At 70.3% G+C, this 16,992-nt stretch carries 16 protein-coding genes; 3 read left to right on the top strand and 13 right to left on the bottom strand.

What is annotated here, in order from left to right; all coding sequences use genetic code 11:
- Positions 1–110: 110 nt before the first annotated feature.
- The 6 genes from B0W80_RS17040 to B0W80_RS34985 form a co-directional block, all read right to left on the bottom strand.
- On the bottom strand, positions 111–1,769 hold the full coding sequence (locus B0W80_RS17040) for an OPT/YSL family transporter (protein ID WP_077000348.1): 1,659 nt from the start codon (positions 1,767–1,769) through the stop codon (positions 111–113).
- Between the two features lie 80 nt (positions 1,770–1,849).
- Entirely contained in the window at positions 1,850–2,323 is a 474-nt protein-coding gene (locus B0W80_RS17035; protein ID WP_077000347.1) for an OsmC family protein, read from the bottom strand.
- Complete coding sequence (locus tag B0W80_RS17030) at positions 2,320–3,708, bottom strand: LLM class flavin-dependent oxidoreductase (protein WP_083745454.1); 1,389 nt, start codon at positions 3,706–3,708, stop codon at positions 2,320–2,322. Before B0W80_RS17030 ends, B0W80_RS17035 begins: the two co-directional genes overlap by 4 nt.
- Positions 3,709–3,711: 3 nt before the next feature.
- A complete protein-coding gene (locus B0W80_RS17025; RefSeq protein WP_077000346.1) occupies positions 3,712–4,839 on the bottom strand; it encodes an ABC transporter substrate-binding protein in 1,128 nt (375 codons plus the stop codon).
- A gap of 61 nt (positions 4,840–4,900) precedes the next feature.
- Complete coding sequence (locus B0W80_RS17020; protein ID WP_077000345.1) at positions 4,901–5,662, bottom strand: ABC transporter ATP-binding protein; 762 nt, start codon at positions 5,660–5,662, stop codon at positions 4,901–4,903.
- Positions 5,659–6,567 carry an ABC transporter permease subunit gene (locus B0W80_RS34985; RefSeq protein WP_143684662.1) on the bottom strand — a complete coding sequence of 303 codons (909 nt, stop codon included), beginning with the start codon at positions 6,565–6,567 and terminating at the stop codon, positions 5,659–5,661. The genes B0W80_RS17020 and B0W80_RS34985 overlap by 4 nt, the downstream gene beginning before the upstream one ends.
- 285 nt (positions 6,568–6,852) lie before the next feature.
- On the opposite strand from B0W80_RS34985, the gene B0W80_RS17010 reads away from it, so the two are divergent.
- Complete coding sequence (locus B0W80_RS17010) at positions 6,853–7,827, top strand: tripartite tricarboxylate transporter substrate binding protein (RefSeq protein WP_077000344.1); 975 nt, start codon at positions 6,853–6,855, stop codon at positions 7,825–7,827.
- A 24-nt stretch (positions 7,828–7,851) separates the two neighbouring features.
- Here the strand turns inward: B0W80_RS17010 and B0W80_RS17005 are convergent, their stop codons facing one another.
- Positions 7,852–9,564 carry a tannase/feruloyl esterase family alpha/beta hydrolase gene (locus tag B0W80_RS17005; protein WP_083745453.1) on the bottom strand — a complete coding sequence of 571 codons (1,713 nt, stop codon included), beginning with the start codon at positions 9,562–9,564 and terminating at the stop codon, positions 7,852–7,854.
- 166 nt (positions 9,565–9,730) lie between these two features.
- Between B0W80_RS17005 and B0W80_RS17000 the strand changes: the two genes are divergently transcribed.
- Positions 9,731–9,937 carry a hypothetical protein gene (locus B0W80_RS17000; RefSeq protein WP_143684661.1) on the top strand — a complete coding sequence of 69 codons (207 nt, stop codon included), beginning with the start codon at positions 9,731–9,733 and terminating at the stop codon, positions 9,935–9,937.
- Between the two features lie 45 nt (positions 9,938–9,982).
- Here the strand turns inward: B0W80_RS17000 and B0W80_RS16995 are convergent, their stop codons facing one another.
- Positions 9,983–10,945, bottom strand: coding sequence for a ketopantoate reductase family protein (locus tag B0W80_RS16995; protein WP_077000342.1), 963 nt, complete (start codon positions 10,943–10,945; stop codon positions 9,983–9,985).
- Between the two features lie 252 nt (positions 10,946–11,197).
- Here B0W80_RS16995 and msuE point away from each other — a divergent pair, with 252 nt between their 5' ends.
- Positions 11,198–11,782 carry an FMN reductase gene (gene msuE, locus B0W80_RS16990; RefSeq protein WP_077000341.1) on the top strand — a complete coding sequence of 195 codons (585 nt, stop codon included), beginning with the start codon at positions 11,198–11,200 and terminating at the stop codon, positions 11,780–11,782.
- A 116-nt stretch (positions 11,783–11,898) separates the two neighbouring features.
- Here the strand turns inward: msuE and B0W80_RS16985 are convergent, their stop codons facing one another.
- From B0W80_RS16985 to B0W80_RS16965, 5 genes are read right to left on the bottom strand one after another with little or no spacing between them, the layout of a single operon-like run.
- Positions 11,899–13,263 (bottom strand): LLM class flavin-dependent oxidoreductase, encoded by a 1,365-nt coding sequence (locus tag B0W80_RS16985; RefSeq protein WP_077000340.1) that lies wholly within the window; start codon positions 13,261–13,263, stop codon positions 11,899–11,901.
- Between the two features lie 31 nt (positions 13,264–13,294).
- On the bottom strand, positions 13,295–14,152 hold the full coding sequence (locus B0W80_RS16980) for an ABC transporter ATP-binding protein (RefSeq protein WP_077000339.1): 858 nt from the start codon (positions 14,150–14,152) through the stop codon (positions 13,295–13,297).
- Positions 14,153–14,182: 30 nt separating this feature from the next.
- Positions 14,183–14,998: an ABC transporter permease gene (locus B0W80_RS16975; RefSeq protein ID WP_077000338.1), complete on the bottom strand. Its 816-nt coding sequence runs from the start codon at positions 14,996–14,998 to the stop codon at positions 14,183–14,185.
- A complete protein-coding gene (locus tag B0W80_RS16970; RefSeq protein ID WP_077000363.1) occupies positions 14,995–15,825 on the bottom strand; it encodes an ABC transporter permease in 831 nt (276 codons plus the stop codon). Before B0W80_RS16970 ends, B0W80_RS16975 begins: the two co-directional genes overlap by 4 nt.
- 16 nt (positions 15,826–15,841) lie before the next feature.
- On the bottom strand, positions 15,842–16,954 hold the full coding sequence (locus B0W80_RS16965; RefSeq protein WP_077000337.1) for an ABC transporter substrate-binding protein: 1,113 nt from the start codon (positions 16,952–16,954) through the stop codon (positions 15,842–15,844).
- Positions 16,955–16,992 lie beyond the last annotated feature (38 nt).

Raw genomic sequence — 16,992 nt, 5'->3', positions numbered from 1 at the left:
AGGTTCTCCTTCTCGGGGCGGCAGCATCGCATGCGGAGGTTTCAACGACGTGGCCACCATCGATGGCCGGGTCCGCGCGGCTTCGCCGTTTTGTTTTGGCGGCGACGATACTACGTCAGCACAGCCAGCAGGCTCGCGACGCCGATTCCCACGGCCGCCAGCGCGTCGCCCGCGATCAAGCCGCCGCCGAACAGCGAGGCGCTGCTCATGTCCTCCGGCACGTCGCGGCGCCGTGGGGCGCGCGACGCCCACAGCGTGCCGGCCACGCCGCCCGCGCCCAGCCACAGCGCGCTCGGCAGGTTGACGAAGCCGCCGAAGGACAGCGCGTAGGGCGAAGGCAGCACCACCGCGTCGAGCACGAAGCTGCGCGGCCGCAGCCACTTGCGCAGCAGCGCGAGCACCAGGCCGAAGGCGATGCCCACGCCGATGGCCGTGCGCTGGTGCGGCTCGGGCTCGGTCAGGCTGCGCAGCACGCCGACGAACTTGTAGGTCATCGCCGAGCTCCATTCGGCCGGCTGCTGGCCCGCCTTCAGCAGGGTCTGGTCCTGCAACAGCACCGGGTAGGCCGCCATGAAGAGCCGCGCGAACACCACCGCGAGTACGGCGCCGATGACGATGCCCAGCACCTGGTAGCGAAACTGCACCACGCGCGGCGTGCCCAGTCGCCGGCCGGTGGAGCGGTCTTGCTGCATGTCGCAGGCCACGCTGGTGGCCACCAGCAGCACGGCGCCGGCCATCAGCCCCACGCCGGCTTCGCGCAGGCCCAGCGCGGCGAGGATGACCACCGTCACGACGAAGGCCGAGGAGATCGGGTTCGAATCGCTGACGCCGACCGAGATGCCGTTGACCAGCGAGAACACGAAGACCAGCGCCACCGCGATCGCCAGAAAGAACACCGGTTGCCCCAGCAGCCAATGCCCGCAGGCCATCGTGGCGGCCGCCCAGAAGACGACCCACAGCACGAGCCGCGTGGCGTCGATGCGCCGCCAGTCGCCGGCGGCCGGCCGTGGCGCATCGTCGTCGTCTGCAGCCTGCCGCCGCGCCCGCGGCAGGGCCTGCGCGAAGACCAGGGCCAAGTCGACCACTGCCGCGCCCATGATGGCGCCGAGTGCCAGCAGGTACATGATCCTGCGCGGCGGGTCGCCGGGCTGCAGCCAGCCGATGGAAACGAACCAGGGCTGCAGGGCCACGCCGATCAGCCCGCCGATGGCGGCGGGAATGCCGATGCGCGCGCCCACCACCAGCCCCGCGCCGAATGTCGAGGCCGAGAACTCCAGCGCGCCCAGCAGCGGCAGGCGGGCCGCGCCCAGCCCCGCCGCCAGCCCGGTGGCGATGCCGCCGCCCAGCAGCCGCACCGATCGCCGCAGCAGCACGGGGTCGGTCAGCGCCCGCAGGATGTTGGCCACGGCCAGGCCCGAGGGGAAGGGCAGCCGCATGCGGTCGACCAGCATCGGCGTGCACAGCATGCCCACGCCTACGCCGAACATGCCGATGCAGCCCAGGTACAGCGCCATCTGCCAGGCCGGCGGCGCCGGCAGCCCCATCCACACCATGGCCTGCAGCAGCACGGCCATGCCGCCCATGCTGGCGACCGATGCGGCACCGGTCTGGATGTAGTTGGCGCCATGTCGCCCCGCCGCGCCGTAGCCCGCGGTGATGCCTGCCAACGGCTCCAGCACCAGCATGCCGGCGGTGGCCAGCAGCAGGTGGTAGCGCCAGCTGCCTTCGGGCGGCAGCCAGCGCCGAGGAGAGCCTGGGCGTGAATCCATGGAGGGCCTTTGCTGCCTGGAGGACTCCGCGAGTATGTCCTGCCCCGGCGCCTGGCCCGGCCCGCTGCGGAAGCGTCGGCTCAGTGCAGGACTTGCACCTGCGCCGCGATCGGCCCGCCGCGCCGCAGCGTGTTGTAGATGGGGCAGGCGCCGGTGAAGGCGTCGACCAGCGCCTGCGCCGTGTCGAGCGCGACGCCGCCGAGCCCGAAGTTCAATCGAATCGATCGATAGCGCGTGCCGTCGTCGGGGTCGCGTTCGAAGTTCACTTCCACCTCGGCACGCTGCAAGTGCAGGCCGCGCGCCAGCGCTTCCTTCTGCACCAGCGCCAGGCCGCAGGAGGCCAGCGAGGACAGCAGCAGCTCGCCGGCCTGCACCGACTCGCCGGGGCCGCCGGCCGAGGCCTTGGCGTCGGACACGAAGTGGTTGTGGCGTGCATCGACCAGGAAGCGGCCCGGCGTGTCGAGCGCGCGGGCCGTGATCGATACGACTTCGCCTTGGACCGTCGACGTCGCGAGTTTTTCGTCGAGCGCCAGCGCCGTGTCTTCCGTGCTCATCGCGCCGTCTCCTTGCCTGCGGGTCCCGATGCGGCGCGCTCTTGCCACGCACCCACGCCGGGCCGCGCCAGCCCCAGGTTCTCGCGCAGGTTGCTGCCCTCGTAGGCCGTGCGGTACAGCCCGCGCCGTTGCAGCTCGGGCACCACCAGCCGCACGAAATCCTCGAAGCCGCCGGGCTGGTAGGGCGCGCTGATCATGAAGCCGTCGCAGGCACCGCCGCGGAACCAGCGCTCCAGGCCGTCGGCCACCTTGTCGGGGGTGCCGATCAGGTCGCCCTCGTAGCGGCTGCCGTAGCGCTTGCCCAGGTCGCGCAGCGTGAGCTTGTCGCGCTCGGTCGCCTCGCGCACCTCTTGGTAGTGCCCCTGCACGCCGGGCACGTCGATGTCGGGCAGTGCGGCGTCCAGCGGATAGGCCGACAGGTCGACGTCGAGGTGGTACGACAGCGTGGACAGCCCCGCATGCGGGTCGACCAATGCGCGCAGCGCGCGGTCTTTTTCTTCGGCGATGGCCTGCGTCTCGCCCACCAGCGGCGTCGCGGCCGGCAGCACCTTGAGCGAATCGGGGTCGCGGCCGTGCGACTTCGCGCGTTCCTTGATCTCGCTGTAGAAGGCCTTCGCGCTCTCGAAGGAATCGTGGCTCACGAAGATCGCATCGGCCCAGCGCGCCGCGAAGTCGCGCCCGCGGTCGGACGCGCCGGCCTGCAGGATCACCGGGTAGCCCTGCGGCGGCCGCGCCACGTTCAAGGGCCCCTTCACGCTGAACCATTCGCCTTCGTGGTCGATGTAGTTGACCTTGGCCGGGTCGGCGAAGAGCGGCGTTTCGCGGTCGAAGACCAGCGCGTCGTCGCCCCAGCTGTCCCACAGCTTGAACACCACCTCCAGGAACTCGTCGGCGCGGTCGTAGCGCTTGTTGCGCGGCACCTGCTGCTTCTTCGAGAAGTTGCGCGCCTCGGCATCCTGGAACGAGGTCACCACGTTCCAGGCCGCGCGGCCGGCGCTCAGGTGGTCGAGCGTGGCGAAGGAGCGCGCGACTTCGAAGGGCTCGTAGTGGCTGGTCGAACGCGTCGACGCCAGGCCCAGGTGCTTGGTGGCGGCCGCCATGATCGACAGCACCACCACCGGGTCGAGCCGCAGCGAGCCGAGCGCACCGTAGCGCAGCTGCGTGTCGTTGCTGCCCTGGTAGCGGTCGGGCACCGCCAGGATGTCGGCGAAGAAGGCCAGGTCGAACAGCCCGCGCTCCAGCGTGCGCGCGATGCCCTGGTAGTAGTCGGCATCGAGCCAGCCCGATTCCGAGGCCGGATAGCGCCAGCCGCCCGGCCGGCCCGGGCCCGCCGTGACGAAGGCCGCGAGGTGGATCTTCTTGTCCTGTGCCTGGTCCTTTGCCATGGCTCAGGCTCCCAGCTCGGCGGCGACGAGCTTCTTGATGGCGTCGAACTTCGGGTCGAGCAGGAAGCTGCGCACGTCGACCTTGTTCGGCAGCACGCCCAGCGCGTGGAAGTTGTCCGCCAGGTCTTGCGTGGACGCGGCGGCCGCCTCGTTGATGGGCTTGAGCACGGTCGCGCCGGAGTCGGACAGGCGCACGTCGACGATCAGTTCGCGGTACACCTTCTGCTCGGTGCTGCCGGGCTCGAAGCCGCCTTGCTGCGCCCAGGCGGCCACCGTTTCGTCCGGGTGCGCCACCACGTACTGCTGCGTCTCGCGGATCAGCCGCACAAGCTTGGCGGCCACCTGCGGATGCTGCTCCGCGAAGCCGGTTCGCGCCACGTAGAAGGCCCAGTCGTAGGTCTTGACCGAAGGCAGCGTGCGCGCCTTGCCGCCGAGCTTGGCCAGGGCCAGCGCGCTCGCGGGCTGCCAGTGGATCCAGGCGTCGATGCTGCCTTGCGCGAACGCGGTGTACGCATCGGCGCCGCTCAGGCTCACCGCCTGCACGTCCGACAGGCGCAGGCCTGCGCTTTCGAGGTACTTGATGAGGCTGTAGGTGCCGGTGGTGCCGTTCTGGTGGGCGATCTTCTTGCCCTTGAGACCGGCCGCGGTCTTGATCGGCGAATCGGCGGCCACCAGCACGTCGACCTCGTCGGCCGGCAGCGGGTAGGCCGCCAGCGGCACGATCGGCACACCGGCCGCGACGGCGTTCACCACCGCGGTGGCGGTGGCGAAGCTGAAGTCCACGCCACCGGCCTTGATGCCTTCCATCACCGGCAGCGAGGCCGTGAAGCCGGGCTGCCACACGACCTGGGCGCCGATCTCGTCTTCGAGCTTGCGTCCGCCGGCACCGGCGCGCAGCGATGCGAAGACGCCGGTGCGGCCGTCGCCGATGATCGCGACGGTGATCTTCGGCTGCGCTGCTGCTGCGGCGGGTGCTGCGCCGCCGGCTGGCGCCGACCCGGCTGCGGGCGCTGCGGCTTCTTTGCCGCAGCCGGCCAGCATCAGTGCACCGCCGGTGCCGAGCAGGGCCGCGCCGGCCTGTGCGAGAAAGCGGCGTCGTGCGCGCGGGTGGGAGGGGTCGAAGGTGTTCATGGCGTGATGTCGTTGAGAGAAAAACAAATGGGCAAACGAGCGATGGCCGCGTCGAAGCGCCTCAGCGCCCCGCCTCGGCCGCGAGCAGCCCGTCGAGCAGCTCTTCCTTGAGCGCCGCGAGCGCCGGGTCGCCGCGGTGGCGTGGGCGCGCGCGGTCGATCGGCAGGTCGCGCGCCACGCGGCCGTCGCGCATCAGGAGCACGCGGTCGGAAAGCATCAGGGCCTCTTCGACGTCGTGCGTCACCAGCAGCACCGTGCGCGGCCGGCGCGCGAGCAGCTGTTCGAGCAACAGCTGCATCGACGCGCGGGTGATCGCATCGAGCGCGCCGAAGGGCTCGTCGAGGAGCAGCAGTTCGGGTTCGTGGATGAGGGCGCGCGCCAGCGCCACGCGCTGGCGCTGGCCGCCCGAGAGCACCACCGGAAACTCGCGCTCGCGCCCGGCCAGCCCGACGGCGCCGAGCATCGCGCGTGCGTCCGCGTCGCGGCCACGCAGGCCCAGCGTCACGTTGCGCAGCACCGAGCGCCAGGGCATGAGCCGGTCTTCCTGGAACATCATGCGGATGTCCGGCTCGGGCGTGCGCGACGCGATCTCGATGCGGCCCGCGCTTGGCGGCTCCAGCCCGGCCACCAGCCGCAGCAGCGTGGACTTGCCGACGCCGCTCGGCCCGATCAGCGACACGAACTGGCCGGCCGGAATCTCCAGGTCGATGTCGCGCAACACGTGGCGCTCGCCGAAGCGTTTGCCCACGCCGCGCAGCAGCAGGCGTTCGCCGTGGTCGCCGTGGTCGACGACTTCGTTGCGTTCGTCGTCGTTGCGGCTCACGATCCGGCTCCCTTCGCGTAATTCGGGTGCCAGCGCAGCAGCCAGCGTTCGATCGCGCGCGTCAGCGCATCGGCCAGCCAGCCCGCGATGGCATACAGCGCGATCGCCAGCAGGATGATGTCGGTGCGCAGCAGCTCGCGCGCGTTCTGCACCATGTAGCCGATGCCGTCGCGCGAGGCGATGGTCTCGCCCACCACCAGCGTCAGCCAGGCCACGCCCAGCGCATAGCGGATGCCGGTGAGGATCGCCGGCAGCGCGCCGGGCAGCACCACCGCGACGATCAGGCCGAAGGGGCCGAGTCCGTAGGAGCGGCCCAGCTCCATCAGCTTCGGGTCGACGTTGCGGATGCCGCTCATCGTGTTGATGTAGACCGGGAACAGCGAGCCCATCGCGACCAGCAGCACCCGCGGCTCCTCGCCGATGCCGAACCACAGGATCATCAGCGGCACCAATGCCAGGTGCGGAATCGTGCGCACCATCTGCAGCGAGCGGTCGAGCAGGCCGTGCGCCAGCGCCGACAGCCCCACGACGAAGCCCAGCAACAGGCCCGCCGTCGCGCCCGAGAAGAAGCCGATCGCCACGCGGCGCAGGCTCACGAGCACGTCACGCTGCAGCTCGCCGCGCTCGGCCAGCGTCCAGGCGGCGCGCAGCACCTCGCTGGGCGCCGGCAACACGCCGACGGAGAGCCGGCCGGTGGTGCTGAGCAGCTGCCACACCGCGATCAGCGCGACCGGCAGCAGCCATGGCAGCAGCGCGTTGCGATACCAGCGGCGGCGCGCGCGGCCGTGGCGCGCCACGTCGGCCAGCGCGGCGTCGGCAATGAGTTTGGTCTGCACGCGGCGCGGCGGCGTCGAAGTGGGGGAAGGCGGGTCGAGGGCGGCAGGCGAAGGGAGAACGGCGCTCATGGCGGGCAGGGCCGGGAGGCCCGTGAGGTGGGATCGTCGCTCGGCGCGATGCCGATGAGATCCGATGGATCGCGAAGGGGATGCCGTCGAATCTAGGCCCGCGGCCTGTCCGCGTGAACGAAGATTCGCGAGCAAGCTTCCTCGCTTTGCGTCGTTGCGGCCCGCGCGGCGGCCATGGCATATGCCCGATCGCGACTATGCAAGTGACGAAGCGGTCGTTGGCGAAGGACGGCTCGGGCGACACAATGCCGCGGCCCTTTCTGGCCGCATCACGTCCTGCCCTTCATGCCTCTTCGCTCCGTGCTTCGCGTTCTTTCCGCCGCGCTCGCGCTCGTCCTGGCCACCGGCGTGTCGCACGCGCAGGATTTCCCGGCCAAGCCCGTCCACATCACTGTCGCCAACACGCCCGGGAGCTCACCCGACGTGCTGGCGCGCCTGCTCGCGCAGCGCCTCACGGAGCAATGGAAGCAGCCCGTCGTCGTCGACAACCGCGACGGCGCGGCCGGCATCGTGGCCACCGAAGCCCTGGCCCGCGCGCCGGCCGATGGCTACAGCCTCATGGTCGGCGCCGACGGGCCGATCACCATCCTGCCCAACCTGCAGGCCAGCCTGCCCTACGACGCGCGGCGCGACCTCGTGCCGGTGGTCGCGCTGGGCCGCATCGACTTTGTGCTGGTCGCCAACCCCAAGACCGGCTGGCGCTCGGTCGACGACTTCGTGCGCGCCGCGAGGCAGCAGCCGGGCCGCTTCAACTACGCATCGGCCGGCAACGGTAGCCCGCAGCAGATCGGCATGGAGTTGTTCAAGCAGCGCGCCGGCGTTTACGTCACGCACATTCCCTACCGCGGCGGCCCGCTGGGCATGCAGGACGTCATCGCCGGCCAGGTCGATGCGATGTTCATCGCCGTCGGCCCGGCGCTGCCGCATATCAAGGCCGGCAAGCTGGTGGCGCTGGCGACCGGTGGCGAGCAGCGTCATGCGCTGCTGCCCGAGGTGCCGACCGTGGCCGAGCGCTACGAGGGCTTTCGCTCCGGCACCTGGTTCGGCCTGTTCGCGCCGGCGCGCACGCCGCAGCGCGCGCTCGACACCATCGCCGACGACGCGGCCCGCATCGTCCGCCTGCCGGCCGTGCGCACCGAGCTGGCGGCGCAGGGCATCGAGGCCACGGGGCAGGTGCAGCGCGAGTTCCAGAAGCAGGTCGACGCCGAGTACGCGCGCTACGAGCGGATCGTGAAGGTGGCGGGCATCAAGGCGGACTGATCGGCCGCCGTGCCGCGCGTGCCCTCAGGGCTGCACGGTGCGGCACGCATAGCTTGCGGCCACCGTCCGATCGCCGCCGGTGTAGTGCGGATACGCCGGATAGCGGCACATCGGCCGCGTCCCCTGCACCGCGAACGGCGGCAGCGCGGCCTTCGTGGTCTGCACGATCGAATCGGGCGGCACGCCCTGGCCCGTCACCCAGCGGTCGAGCGGATCGAGCAGGTCGGCCATCGTCGGAATCGGCGTCTTGTCGGTCACGCTGCGCGCGTTGCCGGTGTGGGTGGAGGAGGGCGAGACGTACAGGCGCACCGAGCCGTCGACCGCCGCTTGCCCGAAGCGTGCCACCAGTGCGCGGTGGTACTCGAAGCCCATGTGTGCGCTCTGCGCCCGGTCGGCCGCGTTCTCGCGAACGATCAACTTGCCGCCGCGCGCGAAGAAGGCCGACAGGTCGGGATCGGTCGAATCCATCAAGGCCGATGTCTGCTGCACCCGCGCCGTGAACGCTTCGGGGCGGTAGGTGCGAACGTCGTAGGCGGCGTCGCGCGCGATGGCGTAGCGCACCCAGTTGCTGCCGTACAGCCACTGCGTGCCGGCCGTCGCGGCATTGGGCGGCACGGTGGGTGGCGCGGTGCCGCTGACCCAGCGCACCAGGTTCAGCGCGCTCGGGCCGTCCAGGCTGTCTTCGTGACCGTAGAGCCAGGGCGGGTAGGCGGTGATGCCGTTGGCCAGCGGAAACGAGAAGCGGTAGGGCGAGTGGATCGAACGCATCAGCGCAAGCTCGGCATCCGACAGGCACTGCGGTCCGGCGTCGGTGCCACCCGGGCAGCGCAGCGGCTGCAGGTCCACGCGCGCCTGGCAGGCCAGGTAGTTGTTGACCACGCCGTCGACCAGCCCGTCGAGGCCGTCGCAGGCATCGGCCGTCGCCTTCGCGATCAGCGGTGTCTTCGATGCGTCGAGCCAGTCGCCGAACTGCGGCACCTCGTTGCGCACAAAGGCGTGGAACAGGCCGGTCCAGTTGATCACCGGCACGATGCTCACGATGCCGTCGTAGTCGGCCGGAAAGCGCTGCGCCATGGTCAGGCCTTCGCGGCCGCCCTCGGAGCCGCCGAAGTAGTAGACCTGCCGCGGCCTCTGGCCGTAGAACTGCTGCGTGAGCGCCACCGCCACGTCGCGCACCTTCTTGTACGAGGCGAAGGCGAAGTTCTCGAGCATCTCGTCGTTGAGCGCGAAGGCGCCCGGCTCGCCGGGCGGCGAGGCCGAGGCCTGGTGGCCCGAGTCGGTGCCGAAGGTCGCGTAGCCGCGCGCGATGGGCAGCGGATCGCCCGGCGCCGCGTCGCGCAGCGGCGTGAGGCCGGTGACCAGCACGCCGTTGAATCCGCCGCCGCCGTACTGCAGCGCCTTGCCGTTCCACTGCGCCGGCAGGTTGAGCTGGAATTGGATGGCCTGCGCCGCCGGGTCGCGCGGCGCGACGCTGCCGAGCACCTTGCAATGCTCGGGCACGGCGGGCACGAAAGCGTTGTTGTTGACCGTGCCAGCCGCGGCGGCGACCAGCACTGCCGATTGCACCGATGCCGCCCCGCTGGGCAGGCCGATGGCCGATGCCGGAATGGCGCGGCCCGCAAGCGCCGCACAGGCCGAGCGGGGCTGGGCCACCGGTGGCGGTGGTGCGTGGCTGCAGGCGGTGAGCGCCAGGGTGAGGGCAGTGGCCGTCGAAACGGCGGGGAGTCGCAGGGGCATCGTTGTCTCCAGGAGCCGGCCCGCTCGATGTGGCGGTGCCGTGCCGCTGCATCGTAGCCGTCTGCGGCAGCGTGTTGCGCCGCGCACCGCATTCGCTCGCAAAGCGCATCAGCTCATTCGCATTCCTTCGTTGGCAGGTGCGATGCCGCTTCGCAGAATCCACCGTGTGAAACAGTTGTTCTACATATCGCCGATCGTGCAATTGCAAAGCGTGCTGGCCGTGACCACCGCGTCTTGGCAGGTCAAGCCCGCACCCGCCCGCGCACGCTCGCAGAGCCGGCAGCCCATCTTGCCCAGGCCACCGCGGCGGCCGCAGATCGACGCTGACCGGCTGGATGAAGCCTTGGCCCATGGCTGGCGCTGGGCGGTCTGATTCGACGACGGACGCAAGGCCGCCGTCGTGGCGGCGTCTGGGGAATCAGGCGGCGAGTCGTTGCGGGCTGGCGTCGCAAGCCTCGAGCGCGCCGCGCAAACGCCGCGCTTCATAGCTGCGCAGCTGCGCATAGGCGACCGGCAGCAGCACCGTGTCGGCGGTGGACCAGCGCCCTCGCCGCAGGAAGTCCCCCACGATGTGATCGGCCTCCGACGGTGCGCCGCGCTCGACGTCTTTCAGCATCGAGGCGCTGAGCTGCGAGCCGGTGGCCGTCAGGGCGTCGCGGGCACGGGCCAGTGAGTCAGGCGAGGGCGGATGCGCGTTGTGCGCGGCGATGCGGCTGCATTCCTCCAGCAGGATCAGGCCGAGCTCTTGCGCGCCGGCCTGGACGATGTCGCCGATCGGTGCACGCATCAGGGCGGTGACCGAAGCCAGCGCCGTGATGAACACCCACTTCTCCCACATCGCCTGCAGGATGGTGTCGCTCGCGCGGCCATCGAAGCCGGCTTGTGCGAAGGCCCGGGCGATCGCCTCGACTCTTGGCGTGCGCTCGCCGTCGAGTTCGCCGAACACCAGTTCGTGATCAGGGCCCAGGTGCGCGATGCTGCCGTCGCCGTCGAGCGTGGCCGAGATCATGGCCAGGCCGCCGAGCACGCGCGCATGGCCGAAGCGCCGGCCCAGCAAGTCGAGGTGCCGCAGTCCGTTCTGCAGCGGAAGGATGGCCGTGTGCGGGCCCACCGCGGGTGCGAAGGCGGCCAGCGTCTGCTCCAGGTCGTAGGCCTTCGATGCCACGATGACCACGTCGTACTCGCGCCGGATCTGGCCCGCGAGCACGGTCGGCGCCGCGAGCTTCAGGTGGCCGTGCGGCGACCGGATCACCAGCCCGCGCGTGGCCAGCTGCGCGGCGCGCGGGGGGCGCACCAGAAAGTCCACGCTCTGCCCGGCCTGCAGCAGCCGCCCGCCGAAATAGCCGCCCAGGGCGCCTGCACCCACCACGAGGAATCTCATAGCCTGTTCGATCCTGTTCGATCACAACGCAGAAGCAAGCGACTGTGCAGGCGGCGCCGATGCGGGGGAAGGAACGAAATCGCAGATCGATATGCGGCATTGCGCGGGTGATCGCGCTGCCGCCGCTCCGCTTATCTGAAAACCGGCTAAGCCTGTGCCGTTTTCTTCGTTTCCAAGCGAAGCCTTCCCTCCAAGAATCGGCGCTTCGGCGTCTTCGTCAGCGGACGCGGCTTCTCATTTCCTTCTTCTGCCATGGCTCAACAACCCCTCAAGATCGTCGCCGTCTCCGGTGGCCTGCAACGCCCGTCGCGCACGCTCGCGCTGGTCGAAGAGCTGCTCGACGGCCTCACCGATGCCCGGCCCGCCGAGACCCGGCTGATCGAGCTGGGCCAGCTGGTGCCCAAGTTCGGCAACGTGGTGCAGCGCGACCTGCTCTCCGCCGACATGGAGCGCGCCCTGCGCGACGTGGAAACGGCCGACCTGCTGGTGGTGGCGAGCCCCATCTACCGCGGCACCTATGCCGGCCTCTTCAAGCATTTCTTCGACCTGGTGCACCACGAGTCGCTGATCGACGTGCCGGTGCTGCTCGCGGCCACCGGCGGCAGCGACCGCCACGCGCTGGCCATCGACCATCAGCTCCGTCCTCTCTTCAGCTTCTTCCAGGCGCACACGCTGCCGATCGGCGTGTATGCGACCGACAAGGAATTCGAGAACTACCGCGTGAGCAACGCGGCCTTGCGCGCGCGCATCGCGCTGGCCGTGGCGCGCGCGGTGCCTCTGCTGCGTCGGCGTGCGGGCCTGCCGGCCGAAGCCGCAGCGCTGGCCGTGGCGGCCTGAGGGCGCATCCTGGCAGCCGCGATCCTTCGTTGCATCGCCGCGGCGCGCGGCGTGCGGCCCGTCAAGCGGCGTCGCGACGGTGGACGCCGCCACGCCTGCGCCGGATCGCCGGCGCCTCAGACGAACGCGTCTTCGGGGAACTCGCGTTCGACCTGTGCGGGGTGCTGCGGGCGACGCAGCCCCAGGTGCTCGCGCAGCGTCCGGCCTTCGTACTCGGTGCGGAACAGCCCGCGCTTGCGCAACTCGGGCAGCACCCCCGCGATGAAGTCGTCGAGCCCGCCCGGGAACCAGGGCGCCATGATGTTGAAGCCGTCCGCGCCGCCTTCCTCGAACCACTGCTGCAACTGGTCGGCGATGCTGGCCGGCGTGCCGACCACCTGCTGGTGGCCGCGCGCGCCGGCGATGCGCAGGTACAGCTCGCGGATGCTCAGGCCGTCGCGGCGCGCCAGGTCAAGCAGCAGGCGCTGCCGGCTCTTGGGGCCGTTGGTCTCGGGCAGCTCGGGCACGGGGCCGTCCACCGGCAGGCCGGAGAAGTCGAAGCCGCCGATCACGTTCGACAGCAGCGCGAGGCCGACCGTGGGATGCACCAGGTCCTGCAGCTGCGCGAACTTGTCTTCGGCCTCGGCATGCGTGCGGCCCACCACCGGGAAGATGCCGGGCATGATCTTCACGTCCTCCGGGTCGCGGCCGTAGGCGGGCAGGCGGTTCTTGATGTCGGCGTAGAAGACCTTGGCTTCCTCGAAGGTCTGGTGCGCGACGAAGATCACCTCGGCCGTGCGCGCCGCCAGGGCGCGTCCGGCGTCCGATGCGCCGGCCTGCACCACCACCGGGCGGCCCTGCGGCGAGCGCGACACGTTGAGCGGGCCGCGCACCGAGAAGTGCGTGCCCTTGTGGCCCAGCACGTGCAGCTTGTCGGGGTCGAAGTACTGGCCGCTCGCCTTGTCGCGCACGAAGCTGTCGTCTTCCCAGCTGTCCCACAGGCCCAGCACCACGTCGTGGAACTCGGCCGCGCGCTCGTAGCGCAGCGCATGCTCGAAGTGCGCGTCGCGGTTGAAGTTCTGCGCCTCGCCGGTTCCGCTCGACGTCACCAGGTTCCAGCCCGATCGGCCGCTACTGATTTGGTCGAGCGACGCGAACTTGCGCGCGACGTCGTACGGCTCGTTGAAGCTGGTCGACACGGTGGCGATCAGGCCGATGCGATCGGTCAGCGCTGCGATGGCCGACAGCAGCGTGAGCGGCTCGAAGTGGTCGCTGCGCGCGGTGCGCGACAGCGACGGCAGCTCGCTGCTGCGCACGCCGACCGAGTCGGCGAGGAAGACGGCGTCGAACTTCGCGGCCTCGGCTTTGCGGGCCAGTTCGACGTAGTGGCGGAAGTTGCTGCCGGCGTCGGCCTGCGCGCCCGGGTGGCGCCAGGCGGCGATGTGGTGGCCGGTCTGCATCAGGAATGCGCCCAGCTTGATCTGGCGCTTGGATGTGGTCATGGGACAGTTTCAGGTGAAGAAGAAGGAGGGCTTACCAGGCCAGCTGAAGGCGACCCGGCAGGCCGGCGGCAGCCGGCCGGTGCTGCGGCGCCGCGGCAGGCGGCGTGTCGACGTCGGCATCGAGAAAATCCCCGAGCACGTCGTCGCGCAGCGCGATGAAGGCCGGGTCGCTGCGATTGCGCGGGTGCGGCAGGTCCACGTCGACGATGCGGCGGATGCGGCCGGGCGACGGCTCCATCACCACCACGCGGTCGCCGAGGAACACCGCTTCTTCCACGTCGTGCGTGACCAGCAGCATCGTGATGCGCTCCTTCTGCCAGATGCGCTGCAGCTCGTTCTGCAGCCGCGAGCGCGTGAGCGCGTCCAGCGCGCCGAAGGGCTCGTCGAGCAGCAGCACGCGCGGCCGGTTGACCAGCCCGCGCGCGATGGCCACGCGCTGCGCCATGCCGCCCGAGATTTGATGCGGAAAGGACTTCTCGAAGCCTTCGAGCCCGACCAGCGCGACGTGCTCGGCGATCAGATCGCGCTTTTCCTTGGCGGACAGCGGCGCGTTGCGCAGGCCCACGGCGATGTTTTGCTCGACGTTGAGCCAAGGGAACAGGCGGTGGTCCTGGAACACGATGCCGCGTTCGCGGCCGGTGCCCGAGATGGCCTGGCCGTCGAGCAGGATCTGGCCTTCGTACTGCGCGTCGAGCCCCAGCACCAGCCGCAGCAGCGTCGACTTGCCGCAGCCGCTGGTGCCCACGATGCTGACGAAGCGGCCGGCCGGGATGTGCAGGTCGATGTCTTGCAGCACCTGCAGTTCGCCGCCGCTCGCCTGCGTGCTGGCGTAGCGCTTGCCGACGCCGCGGATGTCGAGTTCGTTGGAGGAATGGATGGAGGTGGTCATAGAGGGGAAGAGATCGTTGATGCGCGGGCGTTACGCGCGGCCGGTCCAGCGGGCGAGGCGCCGCTCCAGCGCACGGGCCGATGCGTTCATGGCCCAGCCGACGGTGCCGATCACGGTCATGCCGAAGAGCACCAGGTCCATGCGGAAGTGCTCGCTGCCTTCGATCAGCGTATTGCCGATGCCGCGGCCGGACACCAGCAGGTACTCGGCGCCGATGGTCGCGAGCCACGAATAGATGAGCGCCAGGTACACGCCCGTGAAGATCGACGGCAGCGCTGCCGGCAGCACCACCTGCGTGACGGTCTGCCAGCGCGTGAAGCCGTAGACGCGTGCGACTTCCAGCAACGCGGGTGGCGTTGTTCGGATGCCGTCACAGGTGTTGACCACCACCGGCACCAGCGCGGCCAGCGACAGAAAGACGACCTTGGCCACGTCGCCCAGCCCGAACCACACCGAGATCAGCGGAATCCAAGCGAACAGCGAGATCTGCTTGAAGGTGTTGAAGCTGGGGCCGACGAGGCGGTTGGCCAGGCCCGACAGGCCCAGCAGCGCACCCAGTACCAGGCCGAGCGAGGTGCCGATGAGGAAGCCGGTGGCCTCGCGCGCCAGGCTGGCGCTCAGCGCGCGCCACAGGCGGCCGGTAGTGACCTGTTCGAAGGCGGTGGCGAGCACCTTGGCGGGCGACACCAGCAGCGCGGAGTTCACCACGTCCAGCGATGACAGTGCCCACCACAGCGCAACGGCGGCGACGGGTAGCACGAGTCCGCGCCAGCGGCTCTGCTCGGTGGGGCGCAGCGGCTGCAGGGCGGCGCGCTCGGCCGCGTCGTGGGTCTGATGCGTGCTCATCTGGCGCCTCCGGGCTGACGTCGCTTCACCGCGGTCTCGAGCGCATCGAGCAGGCGGTCGATGAGGTAGCCGATCCCGCCGACGACGACCACGGCGGCCATCACCAGGTCGAGCTGGAACAGCTGCCGGCCGTAGACGATGAGGTAGCCGAGGCCTTCGCTCGACGCCACCAGCTCGACCACCACCAGCGACAGCCAGGCCTTGGTGAAGCCCAGCCGAAGGCCGGTGAAGAGCGTCGGCATGGCATGCGGCAGCACGATCTCGAGCACCTGCTGGCGCCGGCTGAAACCGTAGACCTCGCCGACCTCGCGCAGCCCGACGGGCGTCTGCCGGAAGCCCTGCAGGGTGTTGAGCGCCACGGGCACCATCGCGGCCTTGGCGATCAGGATGTACTTGAGTGGCTCGCCGATGCCCACGAGCAGCAGCACGAAGGGCAGCCAAGCGAGCACCGGGATCTGCACGAGCGCGTTGAAGGTGGGCAAGACGTAGGCCTCGACTTGCCGCGACAGGCCCATCGCCGCGCCCAGCAGCAGCCCGAGCGCGGCGCCGGCCAGGAAGCCCAGGCCCACGCGCGCCAGGCTGGCGCTGGTGTGCAGCCAGAGGTCGCCGCTGGTGGCGAGGTCGCGCAGGGTGTCCCATACGAACTGCGGCGAGGGCAGCACCTGCGGCGAGATCCAGCCCTGCGCCGCGCCCGTGGTCCACAGCGCCAGCAGCGACAGGGGCAGCAGCCAGGGCAGGGCGGTGTCGCCGATGCGGCGCCAGGGCAGCCGGGAGACGGACGACGACGCTTCGAGTGCGGCTGCGTCGACGGCCGCGATCGCAGCCATGGGTTCGGCGGCGCGCTCAGCCGCCATTCAATGCCACCGACTGCTTGCCCTTGGGCTGGCCCTTGGCGTCGTAGGCGGTCCAGTAGCCTTCGAGGCCCTGCTTCTTGATCGCGTTCTGCAGGTAGCGCGTGTCGAACCAGCCATCGACGCTGACCTCGCGTCGGATCAGCTTGAGCTTGAGCGCGTCGGACGCCACGGCCTTGTAGCGACCGACGATGAAGTCGTCCGCCAGCGGCGAATTGCGCTGCGCCAGAGACTGTTTGTCGAACTCGGCCGTCCACGACGCGACCGGCGTGCCGCTCCTGGCCCAGATGCGGAACAGCTCGTCGCGGTTCTTCTCTTCCGAGGCCCAGTGCGCGGCGCGCACGAAGACGTCGACGACGCGCTGCACCTCGGCCGTGTTGGCCTCTTCGAACTCGCTGCGCACGAGCAAGGCCGCTTGACGCGTGTACGCCGGGTCTTGCCCCTGCGTGGAGTAGACGATCTTGGCCAGGCCATGGTCGCGCACCTTGAACCATTCGTAGCCGCCGAAGGCCGCATCGACGCCGTTGGACACCAGCGCCGCCTGCGCGCTGCCGGTGTCGAGGTTCACTCCCTTGATGTCGCGCTCGGCCAGGCCGTTGGCCAGCAGCACGTTGTTGGCCACCAGGTGGCCGTTGGTGCCGCGGAAGATCGAGACCTTGCGGTCCTTCAGGTCCTTGATGGCGCGGATGTCCGACGACGCCGGCACCGCTACATAGAGGTCGTTGCGCGCGCCGCTGACCACGAGCACTTTGGTCTTGAGCCCGTTGGAACGGCCCACGATGGCAGGCAGGTCGCCCTGGTAGGCGAAGTCGATCTGCTTGTTCGACAGGGCCTCGTTCACGGCCGGGCCTGCGCCCTTGAAGAACAGCCATTCGACCTTGATGCCCGAGGCCTTGAACTCCTCTTCGAGCCAGTTGTTGGCGCGCGCCACGCCGCCGGGCGAGCCGCCCCAGGTGACGGGGTCGCCGCCGCCGGCGGTGGCCACGCCGATGCGGATGACTTCGGGTGCGGCCAGTGCGGGTGCGGCGGCCAGCGAGGCGAGCGCCAGGCCGAAGAGCTTGAGTGCGGCTCGTCGCAGCGGGGACGGGGCCATTGGTCGTTTCATGTCGTGTTCTCCTCGATGTGTGTGGGTGTGCGTGTGCG

Source organism: Variovorax sp. KK3, from assembly GCF_001984055.1.
Taxonomy (GTDB): domain Bacteria; phylum Pseudomonadota; class Gammaproteobacteria; order Burkholderiales; family Burkholderiaceae_C; genus Variovorax.
This window is presented reverse-complemented; position numbering and strand designations above follow the sequence as displayed.

Coding starts and splice junctions, on each gene's coding strand:
- B0W80_RS17040 (WP_077000348.1), bottom strand. CDS start 1,769: ATGGATTCACGCCCAGGCTCTCCTCGGCGCTGGCTGCCGCCCGAAGGC.
- B0W80_RS17035 (WP_077000347.1), bottom strand. CDS start 2,323: ATGAGCACGGAAGACACGGCGCTGGCGCTCGACGAAAAACTCGCGACG.
- B0W80_RS17030 (WP_083745454.1), bottom strand. CDS start 3,708: ATGGCAAAGGACCAGGCACAGGACAAGAAGATCCACCTCGCGGCCTTC.
- B0W80_RS17025 (WP_077000346.1), bottom strand. CDS start 4,839: ATGAACACCTTCGACCCCTCCCACCCGCGCGCACGACGCCGCTTTCTC.
- B0W80_RS34985 (WP_143684662.1), bottom strand. CDS start 6,567: ATGAGCGCCGTTCTCCCTTCGCCTGCCGCCCTCGACCCGCCTTCCCCC.
- B0W80_RS17010 (WP_077000344.1), top strand. CDS start 6,853: ATGCCTCTTCGCTCCGTGCTTCGCGTTCTTTCCGCCGCGCTCGCGCTC.
- B0W80_RS17005 (WP_083745453.1), bottom strand. CDS start 9,564: ATGCCCCTGCGACTCCCCGCCGTTTCGACGGCCACTGCCCTCACCCTG.
- B0W80_RS16995 (WP_077000342.1), bottom strand. CDS start 10,945: ATGAGATTCCTCGTGGTGGGTGCAGGCGCCCTGGGCGGCTATTTCGGC.
- msuE (WP_077000341.1), top strand. CDS start 11,198: ATGGCTCAACAACCCCTCAAGATCGTCGCCGTCTCCGGTGGCCTGCAA.
- B0W80_RS16985 (WP_077000340.1), bottom strand. CDS start 13,263: ATGACCACATCCAAGCGCCAGATCAAGCTGGGCGCATTCCTGATGCAG.
- B0W80_RS16980 (WP_077000339.1), bottom strand. CDS start 14,152: ATGACCACCTCCATCCATTCCTCCAACGAACTCGACATCCGCGGCGTC.
- B0W80_RS16975 (WP_077000338.1), bottom strand. CDS start 14,998: ATGAGCACGCATCAGACCCACGACGCGGCCGAGCGCGCCGCCCTGCAG.
- B0W80_RS16970 (WP_077000363.1), bottom strand. CDS start 15,825: ATGGCTGCGATCGCGGCCGTCGACGCAGCCGCACTCGAAGCGTCGTCG.
- B0W80_RS16965 (WP_077000337.1), bottom strand. CDS start 16,954: ATGAAACGACCAATGGCCCCGTCCCCGCTGCGACGAGCCGCACTCAAG.